Below are 22,363 nucleotides of genomic sequence, written 5' to 3'. Positions count from 1 at the left end.
TGTCTGAATTAGTGATTAAAGAACTTCAGGTGCTAACGAAACAATTTTCATGAATTGCTTTTCACGAAGTTCGCGTGCAACTGGTCCGAAAATACGCGTGCCACGAGGTTCGTTGTTTGCATTCAAAAGAACAGCGGCGTTATCGTCAAAACGAATATAAGAGCCGTCTTTTCTTCTGATTTCTTTCTTTGTTCTTACAATTACTGCTTTTGAAACAGTTCCTTTCTTGACGTTTCCTGATGAAAGGGCTGACTTTACAGTTACAACTATTCTATCTCCAATAGAAGCGTATTTTTTGCCAGTACCACCTAGAACACGGATACAAAGAACTTCTTTCGCACCGCTGTTGTCAGCTACACTTAATCTTGATTCTTGCTGTATCATCTTACTTAGCCCTTTCTATAATTTCAACTAAACGCCAGTTTTTGTTCTTGCTTAGAGGACGTGTTTCCTGAATGCGAACAGTGTCTCCAATGTTGCAATCGTTGTTTTCGTCATGAGCCATGAACTTAGTGGACTTGCTAACAAACTTACCGTAAATCGGGTGTTTCATTCTGCTTTCCACTAAGACAGTGATAGACTTGTCCATCTTGTTGCTAACAACCTTACCACTTCTTTCTTTTCTAAGATTTCTCTCTTCCATGATTTCTATTAAGTATTAAGAGTTAGCTTCAATTTCACGGCGACGAACCTCAGTGTTAAGACGGGCAATCAGCTTTTTCGTCTCACGTATTTTCATCGGATTTTCCAACGGAGAAATAGCATGCGCAAAACGCAGGTTTTGCATTGTTGTTTGCTCCGTATTAAGCTTCTCTTTCAGCTCTTCTAAAGACAAAGCTTTAATCTCTGAATTTTTCATATACTATTTCTCAACGTAATCTCTACGTACTACAAACTTTGTTTTAACTGGCAGCTTTTGTGCAGCAAGTCTTAATGACTCTTTTGCAACTTCCAAAGGCACACCGTCCGATTCAAACATGATGGTACCTGGCTTCACAACGGCTACCCAATATTCAGGAGAACCTTTACCCTTACCCATACGAACCTCTGCAGGCTTCTTCGTAACTGGCTTATCCGGGAAAATTCTGATCCATACCTGACCTTCACGTTTCATAGCTCTTGTCATCGCGATACGAGCGGCCTCAATTTGACGGCTCGTAATCCAAGTAGCTTCCAGAGATTTGATAGCAAATGAACCAAATGAAATAGTACTGCCTCTATGAGCCAGACCTTTCACACGGCCTTTTTGCATTTTTCTATATTTTGTCCTTTTAGGCTGTAACATTTTCTAAAACGTAATAATGTTATCAATCAATTATTGGCGACGCTTGCGCTTAGGAGCTCCGTCCGTTTTCTTACGATCACGGTCACCACGGCTTCTTCTATCACCACCACCTTGTGCACCAGGTCCACCTTTAGTCTCTAAGCCAGCGTTTGGAGTAAGATCTTTCTTACCATAAACCTCACCTTTGAAGATCCACACTTTGATGCCTAGCTTGCCATACACAGTCTGAGCTTCAGACAGTGCATAGTCAATATCTGCACGAAGCGTATGAAGGGGGGTTCTACCTTCTTTGTAGTGCTCTGTTCTTGCCATTTCAGCACCGCCAAGACGACCTGAAACTTGAACTTTAATACCTTCAGCACCAACACGTAGAGCAGAAGCAATCGCTTGCTTCATAGCACGACGGAAAGAGATACGAGCCTGAAGCTGCTGAGCGATGGATTCACCTACCAGCTTGGCGTCGAGCTCAGGACGCTTAATCTCAAAGATATTGATTTGAACATCTTTGTTCGTAAGCTTCTTAAGTTCTTCTTTAATCTTATCAACTTCCTGTCCGCCTTTACCAATTACAACTCCTGGTCTGGCTGTATTAACAGTGATAGTGATGCGCTTAAGAGTCCTCTCAATGATGATTTTAGAAATACCACCTTTAGGAATACGCGCTAAAATGTATTTTCTGATTTTTTCGTCTTCAACCAGCTTTTCAGCGAAATCTTTGCCACCATACCAGTTAGAATCCCAACCTTTGATAACTCCTAGGCGAAAACCGATCGGATTTACTTTCTGTCCCATATTCTTACTTATTGGCTTTTTTAGATTTCTTGGATTGCTGCTGCTCTAGTTGTTCTTCAGTCATGCTATCAATTACAATGGTAACATGGTTAGATCTTTTTCTGATGCGGTAACCACGTCCTTGTGGAGCTGGGCGCAGGCGCTTCAGCATTTTACCCTCATCAACAAAAATCTCTTTAATGAAGAGGTTGGCATCCTCGATGCGAGAATCTTCATTTTTCTGTTGCCAGTTAGATAAGGCAGATAAAAGAAGTTTTTCGATTCTGGCTGCTCCTGAATTGGCTTCAAATTTCAATAATCCCAAAGCCTTATTTACGCTCTTGCCGCGCACCAAACCTGCTACTAATCGCATTTTGCGAGGAGAAGTAGGCACATTTTTAAGTCTTGCTACTGCTTCCATGTTATCGCTTACCTTTATCTTTTTTAGCAATATGACCTCTAAAGTTTCTGGTTGGGGCGAACTCTCCGAGTTTATGACCTACCATGTTTTCAGTTACATAAACTGGGATAAATTTATTACCGTTATGTACTGCAAATGTATGTCCAACGAAATCTGGAGAAATCATGGATCTGCGTGACCAAGTCTTGATAACAGTCTTCTTACCAGACTCGTTCATCACGTCTACTTTCTTCTCGAGCCTATAGTCAATATAAGGCCCTTTTTTTAATGATCTAGCCATTTACTATTTCTTTCCTCTATTAACTATAAGTTTCTCTGAATGCTTTTTCTTGCTTCTTGTCTTAAGACCTTTAGCCAGTAAGCCTTTACGTGAACGAGGGTGACCGCCTGAAGACTTACCTTCACCACCACCCATAGGGTGATCAACTGGGTTCATCGCAACACCACGCACTCTTGGACGTCTTCCTAACCATCTGTTACGACCAGCTTTGCCGATCTTAACGTTCATGTGGTCAGAGTTAGAAACTGTACCTACTGTAGCATAGCAATTCACAAGCACCATTCTTAACTCACCAGAAGGAAGCTTAATCGTTGCATAACGGCCTTCTCTCGCAACCAGCTGTGCATAAGAACCAGCACTTCTAGCAAGCGTAGCACCATTACCTGGCTGTAGCTCAATGTTATGAATGATCGTACCTAGAGGAATATCAGATAGAGGAAGGCAGTTACCTACTTCTGGTGCCACTCCTGGACCAGAAACTATTACAGTACCTACTTGAATGCCAGATGGAGCAATGATATAGCTCTTTTCACCATCAGCATAATAGAGCAGTGCAATACGTGCCGTTCTGTTCGGATCGTACTCAATAGTCTTCACAGTAGCTGGAACACCATACTTGGTGCGCTTGAAGTCTATCATTCTGTACTTTTGCTTATGCCCACCGCCCATATAGCGCATGGTCATTTTACCTGAGTTGTTGCGTCCACCAGATTTTTTAATAGGTGCCAACAAAGATTTCTCGGGTGTAGCTGTGGTGATCTCTTCGAACGCCGGGGCTACTCGGAATCTTTGACCTGGTGTTGTTGGTCTTAACTTCTTTAAAGCCATTGTTAATTAATTAAATGCTGCTATAAAAGTCTATCACTTCGCCCTCTTTCAAGGTTACGATTGCTTTTTTCTTTGAAGCCGCGCGGCCAGATACAGCACCCGATTTGGTATACTTGCTCTTTACTTTACCTTGCGTCTTCATGGTAGCTACCTTCTCAACAGTAACACCATAAAGCTTTTCAACTGCCTTTTTGATTTCAACCTTGTTGGCTTTGATGTTCACCTCGAAAGCATACTTTCCAACCTCATTCATGGCAGCGAATTTTTCCGTCAGAAGCGGTTTTTTCAGAATATTCATTGTTATGCGCTTAGGAGGTTTTCAATAATGTTTACAGACTCCTCTACCAACAGCACACGATCCGTATTTAAAAGGTCGTATGTGTTTAGGTCACTAGCAGTCGAAATTTTAACCTTGTTAAGGTTTCTTCCAGAGAGAATTACATTCGAATCAACTGCTGGCAAAACCAATAAAGTTTTTCCAGTTACCTGAAGATTGCTAAGTATATTCTTAAACTCTTTCGTTTTAGGAGTTTCAAATGTGAAAGCTTCTAACAAAGAAACCTTATTGTCTTTCGCCAATAAAGAAAGTGCTGATACTCTGGCTACTTCTTTCAGTTTTTTGTTAAGCTTAAAGCTATAGTTTCTTGGCTTTGGACCAAAAACTCTACCACCACCCACAAAAAGCGGAGCTTTTATACTGCCTGCACGAGCGCCACCAGTACCTTTTTGCTTTTTGATCTTTTTGGTAGATCCGGCTACTTCGTTTCTTTCTTTCGACTTGTGCGTACCTTGTCTTTGATTAGCCAGGTACTGTTTCACGTCAAGATACATTGCATGCTCATTTGGCTCGGCGCCAAATACAGCATCAGAAAGGCTCACCTTTCTACCTGTATCTTCACCTTTGATATTCAATACAGAAAGCTCCATTTTATTTCTCAATTAACACGTAAGAATTTTTGGCACCTGGTACAGAGCCACTAACTACCAACAGATTTTTCTCTGCAATAACACGCAATACAGTTAAGTTCTGAATCTTAACTCTATTACCGCCCATTCTTCCTGCCATGCGCATTCCTTTGAATACTCGTGACGGCCAAGAACATGCACCAATTGAACCAGGGTGTCTTGCTCTGTTGTGCTGACCGTGCGTCTGACCGCCAACACCGGCAAAGTTGTGGCGTTTTACTACACCTTGAAAACCTTTACCCTTTGATGTTCCCACTACATCAATAAATTCTCCTTCTTCGAAGAGATTTACATCAACTGAATCACCAAGATTCAGAGATATACCTTCTACATCGAATTCAGCAACTTTTTTCTTAGCTGACGTATTAGCTTTCTTGTAGTGACCAGCTTCCGCTTTTGTTACTCTTTTAAGCTTCTTCTCGCCATAGCCAAGCTGTACAGCTGCATAGCCATCAGTCTCAACCGTCTTCACCTGAGTAACTACACATGGGCCTGCTTGGATAAGCGTAACTGGAGTGTATTTACCATCTGCTGTGAAGAGGCTTGTCATTCCGATTTTTTTACCGATAATTCCAGGCATTCAACTTGTTTTTTAAAAGATGGATATAATTATTTTAGCCCTCAGCTTTTGCTAAGGGAGTGCAAAGTTAATGAATTTTAAAATTCTTTAGCAACTTTTGTCTAAAATATTATTAATCAGTACATAAAAAAAGAGAACCAGTACTGGTTCTCTTTTTTTATGATTGTAGTTATTATCAAACTTTGATTTCTACATCTACACCGCTAGGAAGCTCTAGCTTCATCAAGGCGTCTACTGTTTTAGAGCTTGTAGAGTAGATATCAACTAAACGCTTGTAAGTGCAAAGCTGAAACTGCTCACGAGACTTCTTGTTAACGTGTGGTGAACGTAGTACTGTAAACTTATCCTTTTCAGTTGGAAGAGGAATTGGTCCGCTTACGATTGCTCCAGTAGCTTTTACAGCTTTTACAATCTTTTCAGACGACTTGTCTACCAGATTGTGGTCGTAAGACTTAAGCTTAATTCTAATTTTCTGATTCATTATCTTTACTACTATTTAGCTGCAGTTCCTTTTAATTTTGCAATGATACCATCTGCCAGGTTTTGTGGTACTTGCTCATAGTGTGAGAAAGTAAGTGAGGCAGTAGCTCTTCCTGAAGTAATTGTACGAAGGTCTGTTACATAACCAAACAGTTCAGAAAGCGGAACATCTGCTTTCACAACTGTAGATGTACCTTTAGTATCCATTCCCTTCATGATACCTCTTCTTCTGTTCAAGTCACCTGTTACAGGACCAGTATATTCATCAGGAGTAACTACGTCAACAGCCATGATTGGCTCTAACAGTTTTGGTGCACACTGCTTACCAGCCTCTTTGAAACCCTGACGTGCAGCAAGTTCAAATGAAAGTGAATCAGAGTCTACATCGTGGAATGAACCATGGAACAAACGCACTTTCATAGAGTCGATTGGGAAGCCAGCTAGAATACCGTTCTTCATCGCCTCTTCGAAACCTTTTTGCACGGCTGGAATGAATTCTCTTGGAATCACACCGCCCACAATCGCATTTTCGAACTCAAGCCCTTGCTTACCATCTTCTCTTGGTCCCATTGTGAACACAATGTCGGCAAACTTACCACGACCACCTGACTGCTTTTTGAATACTTCTCTGTGTTCAACAGTCTTGGTAATTGTTTCTTTGTAAGCAACCTGTGGTGCACCCTGATTCAATTCTACCTTGAATTCACGCTTCATACGATCAATAATGATCTCCAGGTGAAGTTCTCCCATACCTCTCAGGATAGTTTGACCAGTTTCCTCGTCTGTATTAACCTGAAGTGTTGGATCTTCTTCAACAAGCTTCGCGATAGCCATACCCATTTTATCAGAGTCCGCCTGAGTTTTTGGCTCAATCGCATATCCAATTACTGGTTCAGGGAAATCCATGGACTCTAGAACGATTTTTGCGTTCTGATCACATAGGGTATCTCCTGTTTTGATGTCTTTAAAACCAACAACGGCTGCAATATCACCTGCTTGCAGTTTATCAATCTGGTTTTGCTTATTCGCGTGCATCTGGAAGATACGTGATATACGCTCCTTGTTGCCTGAACGCGAATTGAATATATAAGAACCTGATTCAAGAACACCTGAATAAGCACGCACGAAGCATAGACGACCTACGTAAGGGTCAGTTGCGATTTTGAAGGCAAGGCCTGCAAATGGCTCTTTCTCACTTGGCTTTCTTGCTACTTCATCCCCTGTGTCAGGATTAGTACCGATAATGCTTTCTTTATCCATCGGTGATGGGCAAAGCGCCATTACGTAGTCAAGCATTGTCTGTACACCTTTGTTTTTGAAAGATGAACCGCAAAGCATCGGTACTATCGCCATGTCAATCGTAGCAGCGCGAAGAGCAGCCAAAATCTCATCTTCAGTGATTGAGCTTGGATCTTCAAAGTATTTCTCCATTAAAGATTCATCGTACTCTGCCACTGCCTCAAGAAGCTTCTCTCTGTACTCCTCTGCTTCTTCCATCATATCGTCTGGAATTGGAACTTCAGTAAAGGTCATACCTTTATCTTCTTCGTTCCACTCGATACCTCTGAAGTTCACCAGGTCAACTACACCTTTGAAATTATCTTCAGAACCTATTGGCAGCTGAAGTGCTACAGCATTACTGCCTAGCATTTCTTTTACTTGCTTGCATACTGCAAGGAAATCAGCGCCAGAACGGTCCATTTTATTAACGAAACCGATACGTGCCACTTTATAGTTGTCAGCAAGTCTCCAGTTAGTCTCTGACTGAGGCTCTACACCATCAACAGCACTAAAAAGGAACACCAGACCATCCAATACACGCAGCGAACGGTTTACCTCTACGGTGAAATCCACGTGACCAGGAGTATCAATGATGTTGATATGGTACTGCTCGTTTCTATAATTCCAGTTTACTGTAGTAGCTGCAGAAGTAATTGTAATACCTCTCTCCTGCTCTTGCTCCATCCAGTCCATTGTAGCTGCACCATCGTGAACTTCACCTATCTTGTGGCTTACACCAGCATAGTAAAGGATTCGCTCAGTAGTAGTTGTTTTACCAGCATCAATGTGCGCAGCAATACCGATATTTCTTGTTAATCTTAAATCGCGTGCCATTAATTAAAATCTAAAGTGTGAGAATGCTTTGTTAGCCTCGGCCATTCTGTGCGTGTCGTCTTTCTTTTTAACGGCAGCACCTTCACCTTTTGCAGCTGCGATAATCTCGCCAGCCAATTTGTCTTTCATTGTCTTCTCACCTCTTCTGCGAGCGTAAGAAATCATCCACTTGATACCAAGAGATACTCTGCGGTCCGGACGAACCTCAGTCGGCACTTGGAAAGTAGCACCACCCACACGGCGGCTTTTAACCTCTACACTTGGCATAACATTGTTCAATGCTTTCTTCCAAGTCTCAAGGCCGTTCTCTTTCGTTCTTTGCTCTACTAATTCTACAGCATCATAGAAGATACCATAAGCAATACTTTTCTTACCATCTTCCATCAGATAGTTTACGAAGCGTGTTACTAAGGTCTCTTTGAACTTTGGGTCTGGAAGGAGAACTCTACTTTTAGGCTTTGCTTTTCTCATTATATTATTACTCTATCAATTATTTTTTCTTACCACCTTTACCTGCTGCAGCTGCTGGCTGTCCTGGCTTAGGTCTCTTTGCACCATACTTAGAACGAGACTGAAGACGGCCGCTAACTCCGGCTGTATCTAAAGCACCGCGCACGATGTGATAACGTACACCTGGAAGGTCTTTCACTCTACCACCTCTGATAAGCACAATTGAGTGCTCCTGCAGGTTATGTCCTTCACCAGGGATATAGGCGTTCACTTCTTTTCCGTTTGTAAGTCTAACCCTAGCTACTTTACGCATAGCTGAGTTTGGCTTCTTAGGAGTGGTTGTGTACACTCTTGTACATACACCACGGCGTTGTGGGCATGAATCTAGGGCAGGAGACTTCGACTTTGAAGTTAATTTCTCTCTTCCCTTTCTTACTAATTGCTGTATAGTAGGCATTTATAATTTGTTAATTATAGATTTTTTTCACTCTAAAATTTGGTCTGCAAAGGTAGGAAAATCACTTTGCAATTTCAAAATTTTAATTCATTAATTATTAGCACCTTAGGCTTCACCCATAGTTCCTCCGAAGTTCATCGGGAAGGAAGGGGCCTCGTTTGCTGGCTTAATTTCACCAAAGCTTGTTTCAAATTTTTGAATGTTATCGGCCAGAGCCGCTAATAATCTCTTAGCGTGCTCTGGCGTGATAACGATTCTAGATTTTACTTTTGCTTTCGGCAATCCTGGCATTAGTCTTATAAAATCAATTACAAATTCACCGCTTGAATGGGCGATCATGGCCAGATTGGCATATTCTCCCTCTGCTATCTCTTCAGAAAGCTCAATGTTAATTTGGTCTTGATTTTTCAGTTCCCCTGCCATACCTGATTATTTGTTATTCTGTAACTCTTGCTGTCTGGCACGGCTACCCGTTCCAGTTTTCTTGGACTCTACCAGTTGGTCATACTCTTCTTGACTGCCAACAATCATTTTCTGGTATTCCCGTAAACCTGTACCGGCTGGGATAAGGTGACCTACGATCACGTTTTCCTTTAGACCAAGCAGTTCGTCTGCCTTGCCTTTGATTGCTGCCTCGCTTAGTACTTTCGTGGTTTCCTGGAATGATGCCGCAGAAATAAAGCTTTGAGTTCCCAATGAAGCCTGCGTTATACCTTGCAATGTTGGTCTCGATACTGCTGGAGAAGCATCACGTACTGTTACCAATTTCAAATCTCGTCGCTTCAGACTGGAATTTTCATCCCGAAGTCTTCTGGTTGTCACGATTTGTCCTGGTTTAAAGTTACTGGAGTCACCTGCATCTTCTACCACTTTCATGTCAATGATGCGGTCGTTCTCTTCCATGAAGTTGATCTTATCTACTACCTGGTGTTCTAGGAAACTAGTATCACCTGCGTCGATAATCACAACTTTCTGCATCATCTGGCGAACAACAACTTCAATGTGCTTATCATTGATTTTCACACCCTGTAAGCGGTATACTTCCTGTATCTCATTTACTAGATACTCTTGTACTGCGCCTGGTCCTTGAATATTAAGGATATCATTTGGTGTAATTGCACCATCAGATAGAGGCATACCTGCACGCACGAAGTCATTGTCCTGAACAAGTATGTGCTTAGAAAGCGGTACCATGTATTTCTTCTTCACCCCGTCTTTCGACTCAATGAAGATTTCACGATTACCACGCTTCACGCTTCCGTATGTTACTACACCATCAATTTCAGACACAACTGCCGGATTAGATGGATTACGGGCTTCGAACAGTTCAGTAACTCGTGGCAGACCACCTGTAATATCCCTTGTCTTACCGATAGCACGAGGAATCTTTACCAGGATTTGACCAGCTTTGATTTTCTCGCCATTTTCAACTGTCAAGTGAGCACCTACCGGAATGTTATAGCCTTTTGACTCACCATTTTTAGGGTTTACCAATATGGCAGGGTTTTGCGTCTTGTCCTTCGTGTCTATAATTACTTTTTCACGGTAACCCGTCTGCTCATCGGACTCCTCACGATATGTGATACCTTCAATGATCGATTCGTAAGAGATCTCACCGTCAAATTCAGAAAGTATAACTGCGTTATATGGATCCCACATACACAGCTGATCTCCTTTTTCAACGATTTGGCCTTCATTTACAGTAATGAATGAACCATAAGGAACGTGGTTACTGATAAGAAGCTTACCTGAAGTTGGATCTACGATCTTCACCTCACCTGAACGACCCATTACCACTTTCACCGGATCTCCTTCGTTGTTGATGGTCTCAATTGTACGCACATCTTCAAACTCGATCTTACCTGCGAACTTAGCTCTGATCATTGCGTCTACCGCAATGTTTGAAGCAGTACCACCCACGTGGAATGTACGAAGTGTCAACTGCGTACCTGGTTCACCGATTGACTGCGCGGCAATAACTCCTACAGCCTCACCTTTCTGCACCATAAAGCCTGTTGCCAGGTTACGGCCGTAGCACTTAGCACATATTCCGCGCTTAGACTCACAGGTAAGAACTGAGCGAATCTCCACCGTTTCAATAGCCGTGTTCTCAATTGCACGAGCTACTTCTTCAGTCACCTCATCTCCAGACTCTACAATCAGTTCATTTGTAATAGGATCGTATACATCATGTACTGTTACACGGCCAAGGATACGTTCTGATAGAGACTCCACGATATCTTCGTTGTCTTTCAGTGCGCTCACTTCCAGACCTCTCAGCGTACCGCAATCTTCCTCATTCACGATTACGTCCTGCGATACGTCTACCAAACGACGAGTCAGGTAACCAGCATCCGCAGTCTTAAGAGCCGTATCGGCTAGACCTTTACGGGCACCGTGAGTAGAGATAAAGTACTCGATTACATCAAGACCTTCCTTAAAGTTAGAAAGAATCGGGTTTTCAATAATCTCACCTACTGAGCCTTGCAATGATTTCTGAGGTTTCGCCATCAGACCACGCATACCACCCAACTGACGGATCTGCTCTCTCGAACCACGAGCACCGGAGTGCATCATCATAAAGATTGAGTTGAAACCCTGATCATCATTCTCCAGACGGCGCATCAACGTTTCGGTAATCTGGTTGTTGATACGAGTCCAGATATCGATCACCTGGTTATAACGCTCATTGTCTGTGATCAGACCCATGGAGTAATTTTGCCATACAGCATCTACATCCTTCTTAGCCTGTGCTACCAGAATATCCTTCTCTGCTGGAATCTGTATGTCACCCAGACCCATTGACAGACCGCCTTTATAGGCAGACTGGAAACCTAGTGTTTTGATATCATCAAGGAAGTGGGCGGTACGGGCCATACCCGTTTCTTTGAATACTCGTGAAATGATCTGCTGAAGCTTTTTCTTCGTCAACAGTTCATCAATGTATCCCACCTCTTCTGGCACAAACTGGTTGAAGATTACGCGGCCTGCTACTGTCTCGATGAGTTTCGTAACCAGTTCGCCTTTTTCGTCTTTTATCTTAGCTCTTACTTTAATGTAAGCTTGCTTAGATAGACGGCCTTCGTTGATTGCGATGATAACTTCCTCCGCAGAGTAGAAGCTCATGCCTTCACCAGGTATAATCTCATTTTCTGTGCTACGCTTTCCTTTCGATACGTAGTATAGACCAAGTACCATGTCCTGAGAAGGTACCGCAATTGGTGCACCATTCGCCGGGTTCAGGATGTTATGTGAAGCAAGCATCAGCATAGAGGCTTCCAGTACCGCTGCAGGTCCGAGAGGAACGTGCACCGCCATCTGGTCACCGTCAAAGTCAGCGTTGAATGCCGTACATACCAATGGGTGCAGCTGTATTGCTTTTCCTTCGATCAGCTTTGGCTGGAAAGCCTGTATACCCAATCTGTGGAGTGTAGGAGCACGGTTAAGGAGCACTGGATGGCCTTTCAGCACGTTCTCCAAGATATCCCAAACAACAGGATCCTTACGGTCCACAATCTTCTTGGCAGACTTCACCGTCTTCACGATGCCTCTTTCGATTAGCTTGCGGATGATAAACGGCTTGAAGAGCTCAGCTGCCATATTCTTAGGCAGACCGCACTCATGCAGCTTCAGTTCAGGTCCAACAACAATTACCGAACGACCAGAGTAGTCAACACGCTTACCAAGCAAGTTTTGACGGAAACGTCCCTGCTTACCTTTCAACATGTCAGAAAGCGACTTCAGTGCACGGTTACCTTCTGCACGAACAGCGTTCACTTTACGTGAGTTGTCAAACAGGGAGTCTACCGCCTCTTGAAGCATACGCTTCTCGTTACGGAGAATTACCTCTGGAGCTTTGATCTCGATCAGACGCTTCAGACGGTTGTTACGGATAATAACACGTCTGTAAAGGTCGTTCAAGTCAGATGTAGCAAAACGGCCACCATCCAATGGAACAAGCGGACGAAGCTCAGGTGGAATAACAGGCACCATACGGATGATCATCCACTCTGGTCTGTTTTCGATTCTTGTTGTTGCATCACGGAACGCCTCTACCACACGAAGACGCTTTAAAGCTTCAGCTTTACGCTGTTGTGAAGTCTCGTGAGCAGCAGCATGACGAAGCTCGTAGGACAAATCGTCCAAGTTCGTTCGCTCCAACAGCATTTGTAATGCCTCAGCACCCATCTTCGCGATGAACTTATTTGGATCATTATTGTCCAACATCTGGTTCTCGCGAGGGAGCTTGTCAATCATATCCAGGTATTCGTCTTCTGTCAGGAAGTCCAGCGTGTTTACCCCATCTTCTGCCAGTATACCAGGTTGGATAACTACATATCTTTCATAATAGATGATCTGGTCAAGCTTCTTGGTTGGCAAGCCTAACAGATAACCTATTTTATTTGGAAGAGATTTGAAGTACCAGATGTGAGCAACAGGAACTACCAGCTCGATGTGCCCCATGCGCTCACGACGCACTTTTTTCTCAGTAACCTCTACACCGCAACGGTCGCAGATGATACCCTTATATCTGATTCTCTTATATTTTCCGCAGTGGCATTCCCAGTCCTTTACAGGTCCGAATATTCTTTCACAGAATAAACCACCCATCTCAGGCTTATAGGTTCTATAGTTGATTGTCTCAGGCTTTGTAACCTCGCCATTTGATCTTTCCAGAATCGACTCTGGAGAAGCCAAGCTGATCGTTACTTTGGAGAAGTCCTGAGTTAGCTTTTTGTTTTTTGCAAATGCCATATTATTATAATAATGTCGATACAATGAATATGCCTTACGCTAATCCGCATAAAGTATGCTGAGCACTCCGGCAATATGCCAAAGCGCTCAGCTTAAACTTTAGTTACTCTAACGTGATTTCGAGCGCCAGACCTCTTAACTCGTGAATCAGTACATTGAATGATTCCGGGATATTTGGCTTTGGCAACACATCGCCTTTTACAATTGCCTCATAGGCTTTCGCACGGCCGATCACGTCGTCAGATTTCACTGTAAGTATTTCCTGCAGTACGTTTGATGCACCGAATGCCTCTAGTGCCCACACTTCCATTTCACCAAAACGCTGACCACCGAATTGGGCTTTACCACCCAATGGCTGCTGTGTAATCAGTGAGTATGGACCGATCGAACGAGCGTGCATCTTATCGTCAACTAAGTGACCCAGTTTCAGCATGTAAATGATACCAACTGTTACAGGTTGGTCAAAACGATCGCCTGACAAACCATCATACAGGTATGAACGTCCGAACTTAGGAAGTCCTGCCTCAGCCAGTTCTGCAGAAACCTGATCTTCTGTAGCACCGTCAAAAATTGGAGTAGCATAAGTTCTGCCCAATTTCTTTCCAGCCCATCCAAGTACCGTCTCATAAATCTGACCGATGTTCATCCTTGAAGGTACACCTAGCGGATTCAAGACGATGTCCATTGGTTCACCTGTCTCCAGGAATGGCATATCTTCTTCACGCACGATACGGGCTACTACACCCTTGTTACCGTGACGACCCGCCATCTTGTCACCTACTTTGAGCTTACGCTTTTTGGCGATGTACACTTTGGCAAGTTGAACGATTCCTGCTGGCAGTTCATCTCCTACTTCTAAAGTGAAACGCTCACGCTTGAAGTGGGCTGACGTGATGTTGCGGCGCTTGTTGTAGTTCTTAACAAGTTCCAACAGCATGCTATTGGTTTTCTCATCAGCTGTCCAATTCTCAAGAATAAGGTCCTTAAACATATTCACCTCTTCCGGAACCGCATAGTTACTTTCGTCCTTGTATGGGTTCTTCTCAGGGAATAGGGCCTCTATGATGTTTTTCTTAGAAAACTTAACGCCTTTAGTAAGAATCTCATCACCAAACTTGTGTTTGATGCCTTGAGACGTTTTGCCTTCCAACAAAGTCACCAGTTTGTCAACCATTACGTTCTTAATGGCAGTCAAATCCTTTGAGTATTTCACTTTAAGCTCTTCTACCTCTTTCTTAGACTTGGCCCGTAGGTTTTTGTCTTTCTTAGGTCTAGAGAAAAGCTTCGTTTCAATAACAACACCGTTCAGTGATGGTGGCGCCTTAAGCGAGGCGTCCTTCACGTCACCGGCTTTATCTCCGAAGATAGCACGAAGAAGTTTCTCCTCCGGAGTTGGGTCTGTCTCACCTTTCGGTGTGATCTTGCCGATCAGGATGTCACCTTCACGAACTTCAGCTCCTATACGGATGATACCGTTTTCGTCCAAATTCTTCACAGCTTCCTCACTTACGTTCGGAATCTCAGAAGTCAGTTCTTCTTCACCACGCTTCGTCTCACGAACCTCAAGTTCGAACTCCTCAATGTGTATAGAAGTAAAGATGTCATCTCTTACTACTTTTTCAGAGATAACAATAGCATCCTCGAAGTTATATCCTTGCCAAGGCATGAACGCCACCTGCATGTTTCGGCCTATTGCTAGTTCACCGTTGTTGGTGGCGTATCCTTCGCAAAGCGGCTGACCTTTCGTTACACGCTGTCCGGTATAGACAATTGGTGTTAAGTTAATGCAGGTATCCTGGTTAGTTCTTCGGAACTTGATCAGGTTGTATGTAACGAATTCTGCATCGAAGGCAACCAGTTTCTCTTCTTCTGTCAGATCGTACTTTACTACAATCTTATTGGCATCAACAAAATCAATTAAGCCGTCACCTTCAGCAATTACTAATGCTCTAGAGTCAATCGCAGCTCTTCTTTCTAAACCTGTACCCACAATAGGGGCTTCCGGCTTCAAAAGTGGAACTGCCTGGCGCTGCATGTTTGATCCCATCAAGGCACGGTTCGCGTCATCGTGCTCCAAAAATGGAATCAACGAGGCAGCTACCGATACAATCTGGTTTGGCGCAACGTCCATGTAGGTATAGGTCTTAGGCTCTTCTACCGGGAAGTCACCCTCGAATCGTCCCTTTACTCTATCATTTATGAAGTTACCTTTATCATCGATAATGGCATTGGCCTGTGCAATGTGGTGGGTATCTTCTTCTTCAGCAGTCAGGTATTCCACCGTTCCATTCATCTCCACTATACCTTCATTTACCTTACGGTAAGGAGTTTCGATAAAACCCATGTGGTTAACCCGAGCATGAACGCACAAAGAAGAGATCAAACCGATGTTCGGTCCTTCTGGAGTTTCAATTGTACACAGACGTCCATAGTGAGTGTAGTGAACGTCACGTACCTCGAAACCAGCACGCTCTCTGGACAGACCGCCTGGCCCCAGTGCAGAGACACGACGCTTATGCGTTACCTCCGCTAGTGGGTTCGTCTGGTCCATGAACTGTGAAAGCTGGTTGGTTCCAAAAAACGAATTAATCACAGATGAAAGCGTACGTGCGTTGATCAAATCAACAGGTTTGAAGTCCTCGTTATCACGTACGTTCATGCGTTCCTTGATCGTTCTGGCCATACGGGCTAGACCTACACCGAACTGCGCATAAAGCTGCTCACCAACCGTTCTAACACGACGGTTGCTCAAGTGGTCAATATCATCCACCACAGCTTTCGAGTTAATCAAACCGATCAGGTACTTCACAATCAGGACAATATCCTCATTGGTCAGAACCTTTGCATCCCAATTTGTATCAAGGCCAAGTTTCTTATTGATTCTATAGCGACCAACTTCACCCAGATCGTAGCGTTTGTCAGAGAAAAACAGCTTCTGAATAATATCACGTGCTGTCTCTTCATCAGGCGCCTCAGTATTACGGAGCTGACGATAAATCTGCTCTACCGCTTCTTTCTCCGAGTTAGAATTGTCTTTCTGAAGAGTATTGTAAATGATTGCGTAGTCAGCAATGTTTACGTTCTCGCGGTGTAGAATAATAGATTTAACACCAGAATCCTGTATTACATCAATATCTTCCGCTGTGATTTCTGAATCACGCTCAAGGAGTACTTCGTTACGGTCGATCGATACAACTTCACCTGTATCTTCATCCACAAAGTCTTCAGTCCAGGTTCTTAGTACACGCGCCGCCAGCTTTCTGCCTATCGCGTTTTTAAGATTAGACTTTGTTGCTGGGATTTCCTCAGAGAGGCCGAACAGATCCAGGATATCCTTGTCCGTTCCATAGCCTATCGCACGCAAAAGTGTCGTAACAGGAAACTTTTTCTTACGGTCGATGTAAGCATACATCACGTTATTTACGTCCGTCGCAAACTCAACCCAAGATCCTTTAAAAGGAATGATTCTGGCAGAATACAGTTTTGTACCGTTTGTGTGCTTGCTTTGTGCAAAGAACACACCTGGTGATCTATGGAGTTGAGATACTATAACGCGTTCAGCTCCATTGATAACAAAGGAGCCTTTTTCCGTCATGTATGGAATGTTACCCAAGAAAACCTCTTGTTCGATCGTTTCAAAGTCTTCATTGTCTTCATCATTACAGATAAGACGAAGTTTGGCTTTAAGCGGAACCGAATAAGTGAGCCCTCTGTCAATACACTCATCTACTGAGTATTTTGGTGGGTCAATATGGTAGTCGATAAACTCGAGTACGAAGTTCTCTCGTGAATCAGAAATCGGAAAGTTCTCAGCGAACACCTTGAACAAACCTTCCTGAGCCCTATTCTCAGCTGGAGTTTCCAACTGGAAGAAGTCCTGGAATGACTGTAACTGAACATCCAGGAAGTCAGGGTAGTCAATAACCGGGTTTATAGAGGCAAAATTGATTCGCTCTGTCGTTTTATTCTTAGCCAAAGCTGTGGAATTTTAACGTTTACAATATGATTCCAGCGCATAGCTTTTAAACTCGCTACGGGCAAAAAAAGGATTCATCAGATGAATCCATATACAAACAGGAAAAGACCTGACGAATATGCCAGGTCTACCTGTTATCGGTATGTTGGTAAGTGAGATTATTTAACCTCTACTTCAGCACCAGCTTCTTCCAAAGATTTCTTCAATGAATCTGCTTCGTCCTTAGCAACACCTTCTTTAAGTGGCTTAGGAGCGCCGTCTACCAGTTCTTTAGCTTCTTTCAGACCAAGACCAGTAAGTTCTTTCACTAGCTTAACAACTGCTAGTTTAGATGCACCTGCTGACTTAAGGATTACGTCAAAAGAAGTTTTTTCTTCTGCAGCCGCGCCTCCTTCAGCACCTGCGCCACCAGCCATCATAACTGGAGCAGCAGCAGCTGGCTCGATACCATACTCGTCCTTAAGAATTGTAGCTAGTTCATTAACCTCTTTCACAGTCAAGTTTACTAACTGCTCAGCGAATGCTTTCAAATCTGCCATTTTATTGAAATTAAAAGTTACTTATTGATTACGTTTTTAAATTATTCTTTTTCAGATAAAGTCTTCAGGATACCGGCCAATTTACCGCCGCTGCTCTGGAGAGCAGAAACAACATTTTTAGCTGGAGATTGAAGTAAGCCAATGATATCTCCGATGAGCTCATTCTTAGACTTGATGTTTGATAGGGTCTCAAGTTGGTCATCTCCAACATATATCCCGCTATCAATAAAGGCACCCTTTAAAAGTGGAAGCGTGTTACCTTTTTTTCTAAAGTCTTTGATAAGCTTTGCCGGAGCATTGCCAGACTCAGTAGAAAACAAAATACCAGATGAACCCTTCAATACGCCTGTTAGGGCTGTAGTGTCTGTGTCCAGTGTATCCAGTGCTTTCTTGATGAGTGTGTTTTTGTAAACTTTATACTCAAGACCTCTATCGAAGGCCATTCTCCTGAACTGGTTGATGCCTGCTACTGTCATAGCAGAGGAATCTGTGATATAGAAGTAATTAGTGTTAGCTAACTTCTCGCTCAGGTCTTTAACAATTATCTCTTTTTCTTCCCTGGTCATGTTCTTAGATAGTTGCGTTCTTGTCAACGATTACGGCCGGGCTCATTGTACTAGACAATGTTATGCTCTTAATGTAAGTACCCTTTGCTGAAGATGGCTTCAGACGGTTTAATGTAGCGATTACTTCTGCTGCATTGGCGGCAAGTTGCTCAGGTGCAAAAGACACTTTGCCAACACTTGTATGGATGATACCATATTTGTCAACTTTGAAGTCTATCTTACCTGCTTTTACTTCCTTAACTGCTTTCGCTACATCTTGTGTAACAGTGCCAGACTTAGGGTTTGGCATCAAGTTACGTGGGCCTAATATTCTGCCCAAACGACCAACTTTAGCCATTACAGCAGGCATCGTGATGATCACGTCTACATCTGTCCAGCCTTTTTCGATCTTTTGGATATAATCATCAAGACCAACGAAGTCAGCACCGGCGTCTTTCGCCTCCTGCTCTTTGTCAGGAGTAACGAGTGCAAGAACTTTTACATCTTTACCAGTACCGTGAGGAAGGGTAACAATACCACGAACCATTTGGTCAGCCTTGCGAGGGTCAACGCCTAAGCGTACATCAATATCAACAGAGGCATCAAACTTGGTAAAAGTAATTTCCTTTACTACTGAAGCCGCATCTGTTAAAGAATACTCTTTTGTCAGGTCAGCCTTTTCTAGGGCTGCTTTCCTGTTCTTTGAAATCTTCGCCATTATCCTTTAACTCTAATTATTCGTTCCACGGAGCGTTTCCAGACACTGTAATACCCATGCTTCTTGCTGTACCAGCTACCATTTTCATGGCAGACTCTAGCTTGAAAGCATTCAAATCAGGCATTTTCAGTTCTGCAATCTCTCTTACCTGATCCCATGTAACTGAACCTACTTTGTTACGGTTAGGCTCCTTAGAACCTCCCTTAATTTTAGCAGCATCCATTAGCAATACTGGAGCAGGTGGCGTCTTAACCACGAAGTCGAAGGACTTATCTGCGTATATTGTAATCAATACTGGTAACACTTGTCCTGGCTTATCCTGGGTTCTAGCATTAAACTGCTTACAGAACTCCATGATGTTAAGACCTTTAGAACCAAGTGCAGGTCCAACCGGTGGCGATGGATTCGCGGCACCTCCCTTTATCTGAAGTTTCAGATAACCTTTTATTTCCTTTGCCATTATTTGTATTTACTACGATTCTTTTTCTACCTGCATGTAATTCAGCTCAACCGGAGTGTTACGACCAAATATCTTCACCATAACATTAAGCTTCTTACGTTCTTCGAACACCTCTTCTACTGTACCGGAGAAACCACTGAAAGGACCGTCCATCACCTTCACCATTTCTCCTACCAAGAACGGAGTATCCAGCACTTCTGTCTGCTCCTCCGCCTCGTCTACAGTTCCCAGGATTCTGTTCACCTCAGACTGGCGTAACGGTACAGGCTTTTTAGTCTGGCCTCCTTCGTTAGACCCCAGGAATCCGATAACTCCTGGTGTACTGATGATAATGTGCTCTGCTTCACCATGTGAAAGATCAGCGTGAACTAGCACATAACCCGGAAAGAAGTTGCGTTCTCTGATCTTCTTTTTACCTCCACGCATTTCATATACCTTCTCTGCAGGTATAAGCACTTGAGGAACGTATTCTCCTAGATTCTGCCTTACTATCTCGTTTTCCAGATAAGCTTTAGCCTTTTTTTCCTGGCCACTTACCGCCCGAACTACATACCATTTTAAATCAGCCATAGACCTATATTAAAACTGGTTGTAAAACCAAGACAGCGTGGAGTCAAAAACAAAATCCATCGCTCCGACAACCAGGGCAAATATTAAAGACCCAATTAGCACCAATACAGAACTATTCTGCAGTTCAGAATATGAAGGCCATGAAACTTTGTTTTTCATTTCCTCCACTGTCTCGTCTATGTAGCCTTTTACTTTGCTCATCGCCTTCGCTTTAATAGATTATAATTGCACGGGTGGAGAGACTCGAACTCCCAGCCAATGGTTTTGGAGACCACTACTCTACCAATTGAGCTACACCCGTAAAAAAATGCACGCCAATTTTAATTGGAGTGCAAATTTATTCAAAAGTATATTAAAAACAAACCCGTTCCTAAAAAAGATTTCAGAAACGGGTTTGAATTAGATATAATTAGTCAAGGATTTCAGTTACCTGGCCGGCACCTACTGTTCTACCACCCTCACGGATAGCGAAACGAAGACCTTTCTCCATGGCTACTTTGTTGATCAGGTTAACCTCGATTGTGATGTTATCACCAGGCATAACCATCTCTACTCCTTCTGGAAGCATGATCTCACCTGTAACGTCTGTCGTTCTGAAGTAGAACTGTGGACGGTACTTGTTGAAGAATGGCGTGTGACGTCCACCTTCTTCTTTAGAAAGAACGTAAACTTCAGCCTTGAACTTCATGTGAGGCTTCACTGAACCTGGCTTACAGATTACCATACCACGACGGATATCAGTTTTCTCTATACCACGAAGAAGAAGACCTACGTTGTCACCAGCTTCACCTCTGTCAAGAATCTTACGGAACATCTCAACACCTGTAACTACTGACTTCAGGTTCTCAGCACCCATACCCAGAATTTCAACTTGCTCACCAGAGTTGATTACACCACGCTCGATACGGCCTGTAGCAACAGTACCACGACCAGTGATTGAGAACACGTCCTCAACTGGCATCAAGAATGGAAGGTCAGTCAAACGAGCTGGGATTGGAATAAAGTTATCAACTGCATCCATCAGGGCCTCAATTGTGCCTACCCACTTTGTGTCGCCGTTCAGGCCACCAAGAGCAGAACCTTGGATAACTGGAATGTTATCGCCGTCGAAATCATAGAAAGAAAGAAGCTCACGGATTTCCATCTCAACAAGCTCAAGAAGCTCTGGATCGTCCACCATGTCAACTTTGTTCATGAATACTACCAGCTGAGGAACACCTACCTGACGAGCAAGAAGGATGTGCTCACGAGTCTGTGGCATTGGTCCGTCAGTTGCAGCAACCACAAGGATAGCACCGTCCATCTGGGCAGCACCAGTAACCATGTTCTTCACGTAGTCAGCGTGACCTGGGCAGTCAACGTGCGCGTAGTGGCGGTTTTCTGTTGCGTATTCAACGTGAGAAGTATTGATTGTAATACCTCTTTCTTTTTCCTCTGGAGCGTTATCGATAGAAGAGAAATCTCTCATCTTAGCCAGACCTTTGTTTGCCAATACCTGCGTAATGGCAGCAGTCAAGGTAGTTTTGCCGTGGTCAACGTGACCGATAGTACCGATGTTTACGTGCGGTTTGGAACGGTCAAATGTTTCTTTAGCCATTGTATGATATTAAATTAAGGTTAAAACGTTTAAAGTTATGTTGCGCTTTCTTTACACGTAACGGGCTTTGAGCCAACGATGGGAATTGAACCCACGACCCCTTCCTTACCAAGGAAGTACTCTACCCCTGAGCTACGTCGGCTTTATTTACCATCACTTATCTAAAAATGCGTTTATACTAAAAAGGAAATCCATCTACATGAAATTCCTTTAAAACAAACCCATAAATGACAAGCAGCACGTTATTTGCAATTGAGCGGGAGACGAGGGTCGAACTCGCGGCCTATAGCTTGGAAGGCTATCGCTCTACCAACTGAGCTACTCCCGCTTCAAATGTTACTAAACCTAAATAGGTGGTTTTTAATGTGGGGAGAGCAGGATTCGAACCTGCGAAGTATCACTACAACGGAGTTACAGTCCGTCCCATTTGGCCGCTCTGGAATCTCCCCTAATATTTAACCGGGCTAACTTTTTTAACCCTCCTTAGCACTTTAAAACCGGCTTTTGAACCAGCCCCTTGTTCTAAGGAGATGCAAAATTAAGCGCTTTTTCTTTAGAGTCAAATATTCT

25 protein-coding genes and 4 tRNA genes are annotated in these 22,363 nt (G+C 43.3%); all 29 read right to left on the bottom strand.

Annotated elements, in window-relative coordinates:
- Positions 1 to 15: 15 nt before the first annotated feature.
- Positions 16 to 384 carry a 50S ribosomal protein L14 gene (rplN, locus tag H9Q13_RS13655; RefSeq protein ID WP_137759971.1) on the bottom strand — a complete coding sequence of 123 codons (369 nt, stop codon included), beginning with the start codon at positions 382 to 384 and terminating at the stop codon, positions 16 to 18.
- Position 385: 1 nt separating this feature from the next.
- A complete protein-coding gene (rpsQ, locus tag H9Q13_RS13650; protein ID WP_191184366.1) occupies positions 386 to 643 on the bottom strand; it encodes a 30S ribosomal protein S17 in 258 nt (85 codons plus the stop codon).
- A gap of 15 nt (positions 644 to 658) precedes the next feature.
- Complete coding sequence (gene rpmC / locus H9Q13_RS13645) at positions 659 to 859, bottom strand: 50S ribosomal protein L29 (protein ID WP_191184365.1); 201 nt, start codon at positions 857 to 859, stop codon at positions 659 to 661.
- Between the two features lie 3 nt (positions 860 to 862).
- Complete coding sequence (gene rplP / locus H9Q13_RS13640) at positions 863 to 1,285, bottom strand: 50S ribosomal protein L16 (protein ID WP_191184364.1); 423 nt, start codon at positions 1,283 to 1,285, stop codon at positions 863 to 865.
- A 30-nt stretch (positions 1,286 to 1,315) separates the two neighbouring features.
- The gene (gene rpsC, locus H9Q13_RS13635; protein WP_191184363.1) at positions 1,316 to 2,077 is read right to left on the bottom strand and encodes a 30S ribosomal protein S3; all 762 of its coding nucleotides are present in this window, start codon (positions 2,075 to 2,077) and stop codon (positions 1,316 to 1,318) included.
- A 4-nt stretch (positions 2,078 to 2,081) separates the two neighbouring features.
- Positions 2,082 to 2,477, bottom strand: a complete 396-nt coding sequence (rplV, locus tag H9Q13_RS13630; RefSeq protein WP_191184362.1) for a 50S ribosomal protein L22 — start codon at positions 2,475 to 2,477, stop codon at positions 2,082 to 2,084.
- Position 2,478: 1 nt separating this feature from the next.
- Positions 2,479 to 2,757: a 30S ribosomal protein S19 gene (gene rpsS / locus H9Q13_RS13625; protein WP_076420878.1), complete on the bottom strand. Its 279-nt coding sequence runs from the start codon at positions 2,755 to 2,757 to the stop codon at positions 2,479 to 2,481.
- Positions 2,758 to 2,760: 3 nt separating this feature from the next.
- A complete protein-coding gene (gene rplB, locus H9Q13_RS13620; protein WP_191184361.1) occupies positions 2,761 to 3,585 on the bottom strand; it encodes a 50S ribosomal protein L2 in 825 nt (274 codons plus the stop codon).
- Positions 3,586 to 3,595: 10 nt separating this feature from the next.
- Complete coding sequence (gene rplW, locus H9Q13_RS13615) at positions 3,596 to 3,883, bottom strand: 50S ribosomal protein L23 (protein ID WP_191184360.1); 288 nt, start codon at positions 3,881 to 3,883, stop codon at positions 3,596 to 3,598.
- Between the two features lie 2 nt (positions 3,884 to 3,885).
- A complete protein-coding gene (gene rplD, locus H9Q13_RS13610; RefSeq protein ID WP_191184359.1) occupies positions 3,886 to 4,512 on the bottom strand; it encodes a 50S ribosomal protein L4 in 627 nt (208 codons plus the stop codon).
- Position 4,513: 1 nt separating this feature from the next.
- Positions 4,514 to 5,131 (bottom strand): 50S ribosomal protein L3, encoded by a 618-nt coding sequence (gene rplC, locus H9Q13_RS13605; RefSeq protein WP_191184358.1) that lies wholly within the window; start codon positions 5,129 to 5,131, stop codon positions 4,514 to 4,516.
- 175 nt (positions 5,132 to 5,306) lie between these two features.
- On the bottom strand, positions 5,307 to 5,612 hold the full coding sequence (gene rpsJ / locus H9Q13_RS13600; protein WP_007654312.1) for a 30S ribosomal protein S10: 306 nt from the start codon (positions 5,610 to 5,612) through the stop codon (positions 5,307 to 5,309).
- 11 nt (positions 5,613 to 5,623) lie between these two features.
- Entirely contained in the window at positions 5,624 to 7,726 is a 2,103-nt protein-coding gene (gene fusA / locus H9Q13_RS13595; protein ID WP_191184357.1) for an elongation factor G, read from the bottom strand.
- 3 nt (positions 7,727 to 7,729) lie between these two features.
- On the bottom strand, positions 7,730 to 8,197 hold the full coding sequence (rpsG, locus tag H9Q13_RS13590; RefSeq protein ID WP_076669252.1) for a 30S ribosomal protein S7: 468 nt from the start codon (positions 8,195 to 8,197) through the stop codon (positions 7,730 to 7,732).
- A gap of 19 nt (positions 8,198 to 8,216) precedes the next feature.
- A complete protein-coding gene (rpsL, locus tag H9Q13_RS13585; RefSeq protein WP_115565639.1) occupies positions 8,217 to 8,633 on the bottom strand; it encodes a 30S ribosomal protein S12 in 417 nt (138 codons plus the stop codon).
- 105 nt (positions 8,634 to 8,738) lie between these two features.
- Positions 8,739 to 9,056, bottom strand: coding sequence for a DUF3467 domain-containing protein (locus tag H9Q13_RS13580; RefSeq protein WP_191184356.1), 318 nt, complete (start codon positions 9,054 to 9,056; stop codon positions 8,739 to 8,741).
- Between the two features lie 6 nt (positions 9,057 to 9,062).
- Positions 9,063 to 13,388, bottom strand: coding sequence for a DNA-directed RNA polymerase subunit beta' (gene rpoC / locus H9Q13_RS13575; protein WP_191184355.1), 4,326 nt, complete (start codon positions 13,386 to 13,388; stop codon positions 9,063 to 9,065).
- Between the two features lie 103 nt (positions 13,389 to 13,491).
- Positions 13,492 to 17,364: a DNA-directed RNA polymerase subunit beta gene (rpoB, locus tag H9Q13_RS13570; RefSeq protein ID WP_191184354.1), complete on the bottom strand. Its 3,873-nt coding sequence runs from the start codon at positions 17,362 to 17,364 to the stop codon at positions 13,492 to 13,494.
- Positions 17,365 to 17,522: 158 nt separating this feature from the next.
- Positions 17,523 to 17,903: a 50S ribosomal protein L7/L12 gene (gene rplL, locus H9Q13_RS13565; RefSeq protein ID WP_191184353.1), complete on the bottom strand. Its 381-nt coding sequence runs from the start codon at positions 17,901 to 17,903 to the stop codon at positions 17,523 to 17,525.
- Between the two features lie 41 nt (positions 17,904 to 17,944).
- The gene (gene rplJ, locus H9Q13_RS13560; protein ID WP_191184352.1) at positions 17,945 to 18,469 is read right to left on the bottom strand and encodes a 50S ribosomal protein L10; all 525 of its coding nucleotides are present in this window, start codon (positions 18,467 to 18,469) and stop codon (positions 17,945 to 17,947) included.
- A gap of 4 nt (positions 18,470 to 18,473) precedes the next feature.
- Positions 18,474 to 19,166 carry a 50S ribosomal protein L1 gene (gene rplA / locus H9Q13_RS13555; RefSeq protein ID WP_191184351.1) on the bottom strand — a complete coding sequence of 231 codons (693 nt, stop codon included), beginning with the start codon at positions 19,164 to 19,166 and terminating at the stop codon, positions 18,474 to 18,476.
- Between the two features lie 16 nt (positions 19,167 to 19,182).
- Positions 19,183 to 19,626: a 50S ribosomal protein L11 gene (rplK, locus tag H9Q13_RS13550; RefSeq protein ID WP_185196846.1), complete on the bottom strand. Its 444-nt coding sequence runs from the start codon at positions 19,624 to 19,626 to the stop codon at positions 19,183 to 19,185.
- A 12-nt stretch (positions 19,627 to 19,638) separates the two neighbouring features.
- Positions 19,639 to 20,196: a transcription termination/antitermination protein NusG gene (nusG, locus tag H9Q13_RS13545; protein WP_191184350.1), complete on the bottom strand. Its 558-nt coding sequence runs from the start codon at positions 20,194 to 20,196 to the stop codon at positions 19,639 to 19,641.
- 9 nt (positions 20,197 to 20,205) lie between these two features.
- Positions 20,206 to 20,397 (bottom strand): preprotein translocase subunit SecE, encoded by a 192-nt coding sequence (secE, locus tag H9Q13_RS13540; RefSeq protein WP_191184349.1) that lies wholly within the window; start codon positions 20,395 to 20,397, stop codon positions 20,206 to 20,208.
- A gap of 27 nt (positions 20,398 to 20,424) precedes the next feature.
- Positions 20,425 to 20,497, bottom strand: a tRNA-Trp gene (locus H9Q13_RS13535).
- Between the two features lie 108 nt (positions 20,498 to 20,605).
- On the bottom strand, positions 20,606 to 21,793 hold the full coding sequence (tuf, locus tag H9Q13_RS13530) for an elongation factor Tu (protein WP_191184348.1): 1,188 nt from the start codon (positions 21,791 to 21,793) through the stop codon (positions 20,606 to 20,608).
- 70 nt (positions 21,794 to 21,863) lie between these two features.
- Positions 21,864 to 21,935, bottom strand: a tRNA-Thr gene (locus H9Q13_RS13525).
- Between the two features lie 113 nt (positions 21,936 to 22,048).
- Positions 22,049 to 22,121 (bottom strand) — tRNA-Gly (locus tag H9Q13_RS13520).
- 38 nt (positions 22,122 to 22,159) lie between these two features.
- Positions 22,160 to 22,242 (bottom strand) — tRNA-Tyr (locus H9Q13_RS13515).
- Positions 22,243 to 22,363: the final 121 nt, after the last annotated feature.

Source organism: Pontibacter aquaedesilientis (genome assembly GCF_014773225.1).
GTDB classification, from domain to species: Bacteria; Bacteroidota; Bacteroidia; order Cytophagales; family Hymenobacteraceae; genus Pontibacter; species Pontibacter aquaedesilientis.
Note: the sequence above shows the minus strand (reverse complement) of the source record. Positions and strands in the feature narration are given on the sequence as shown.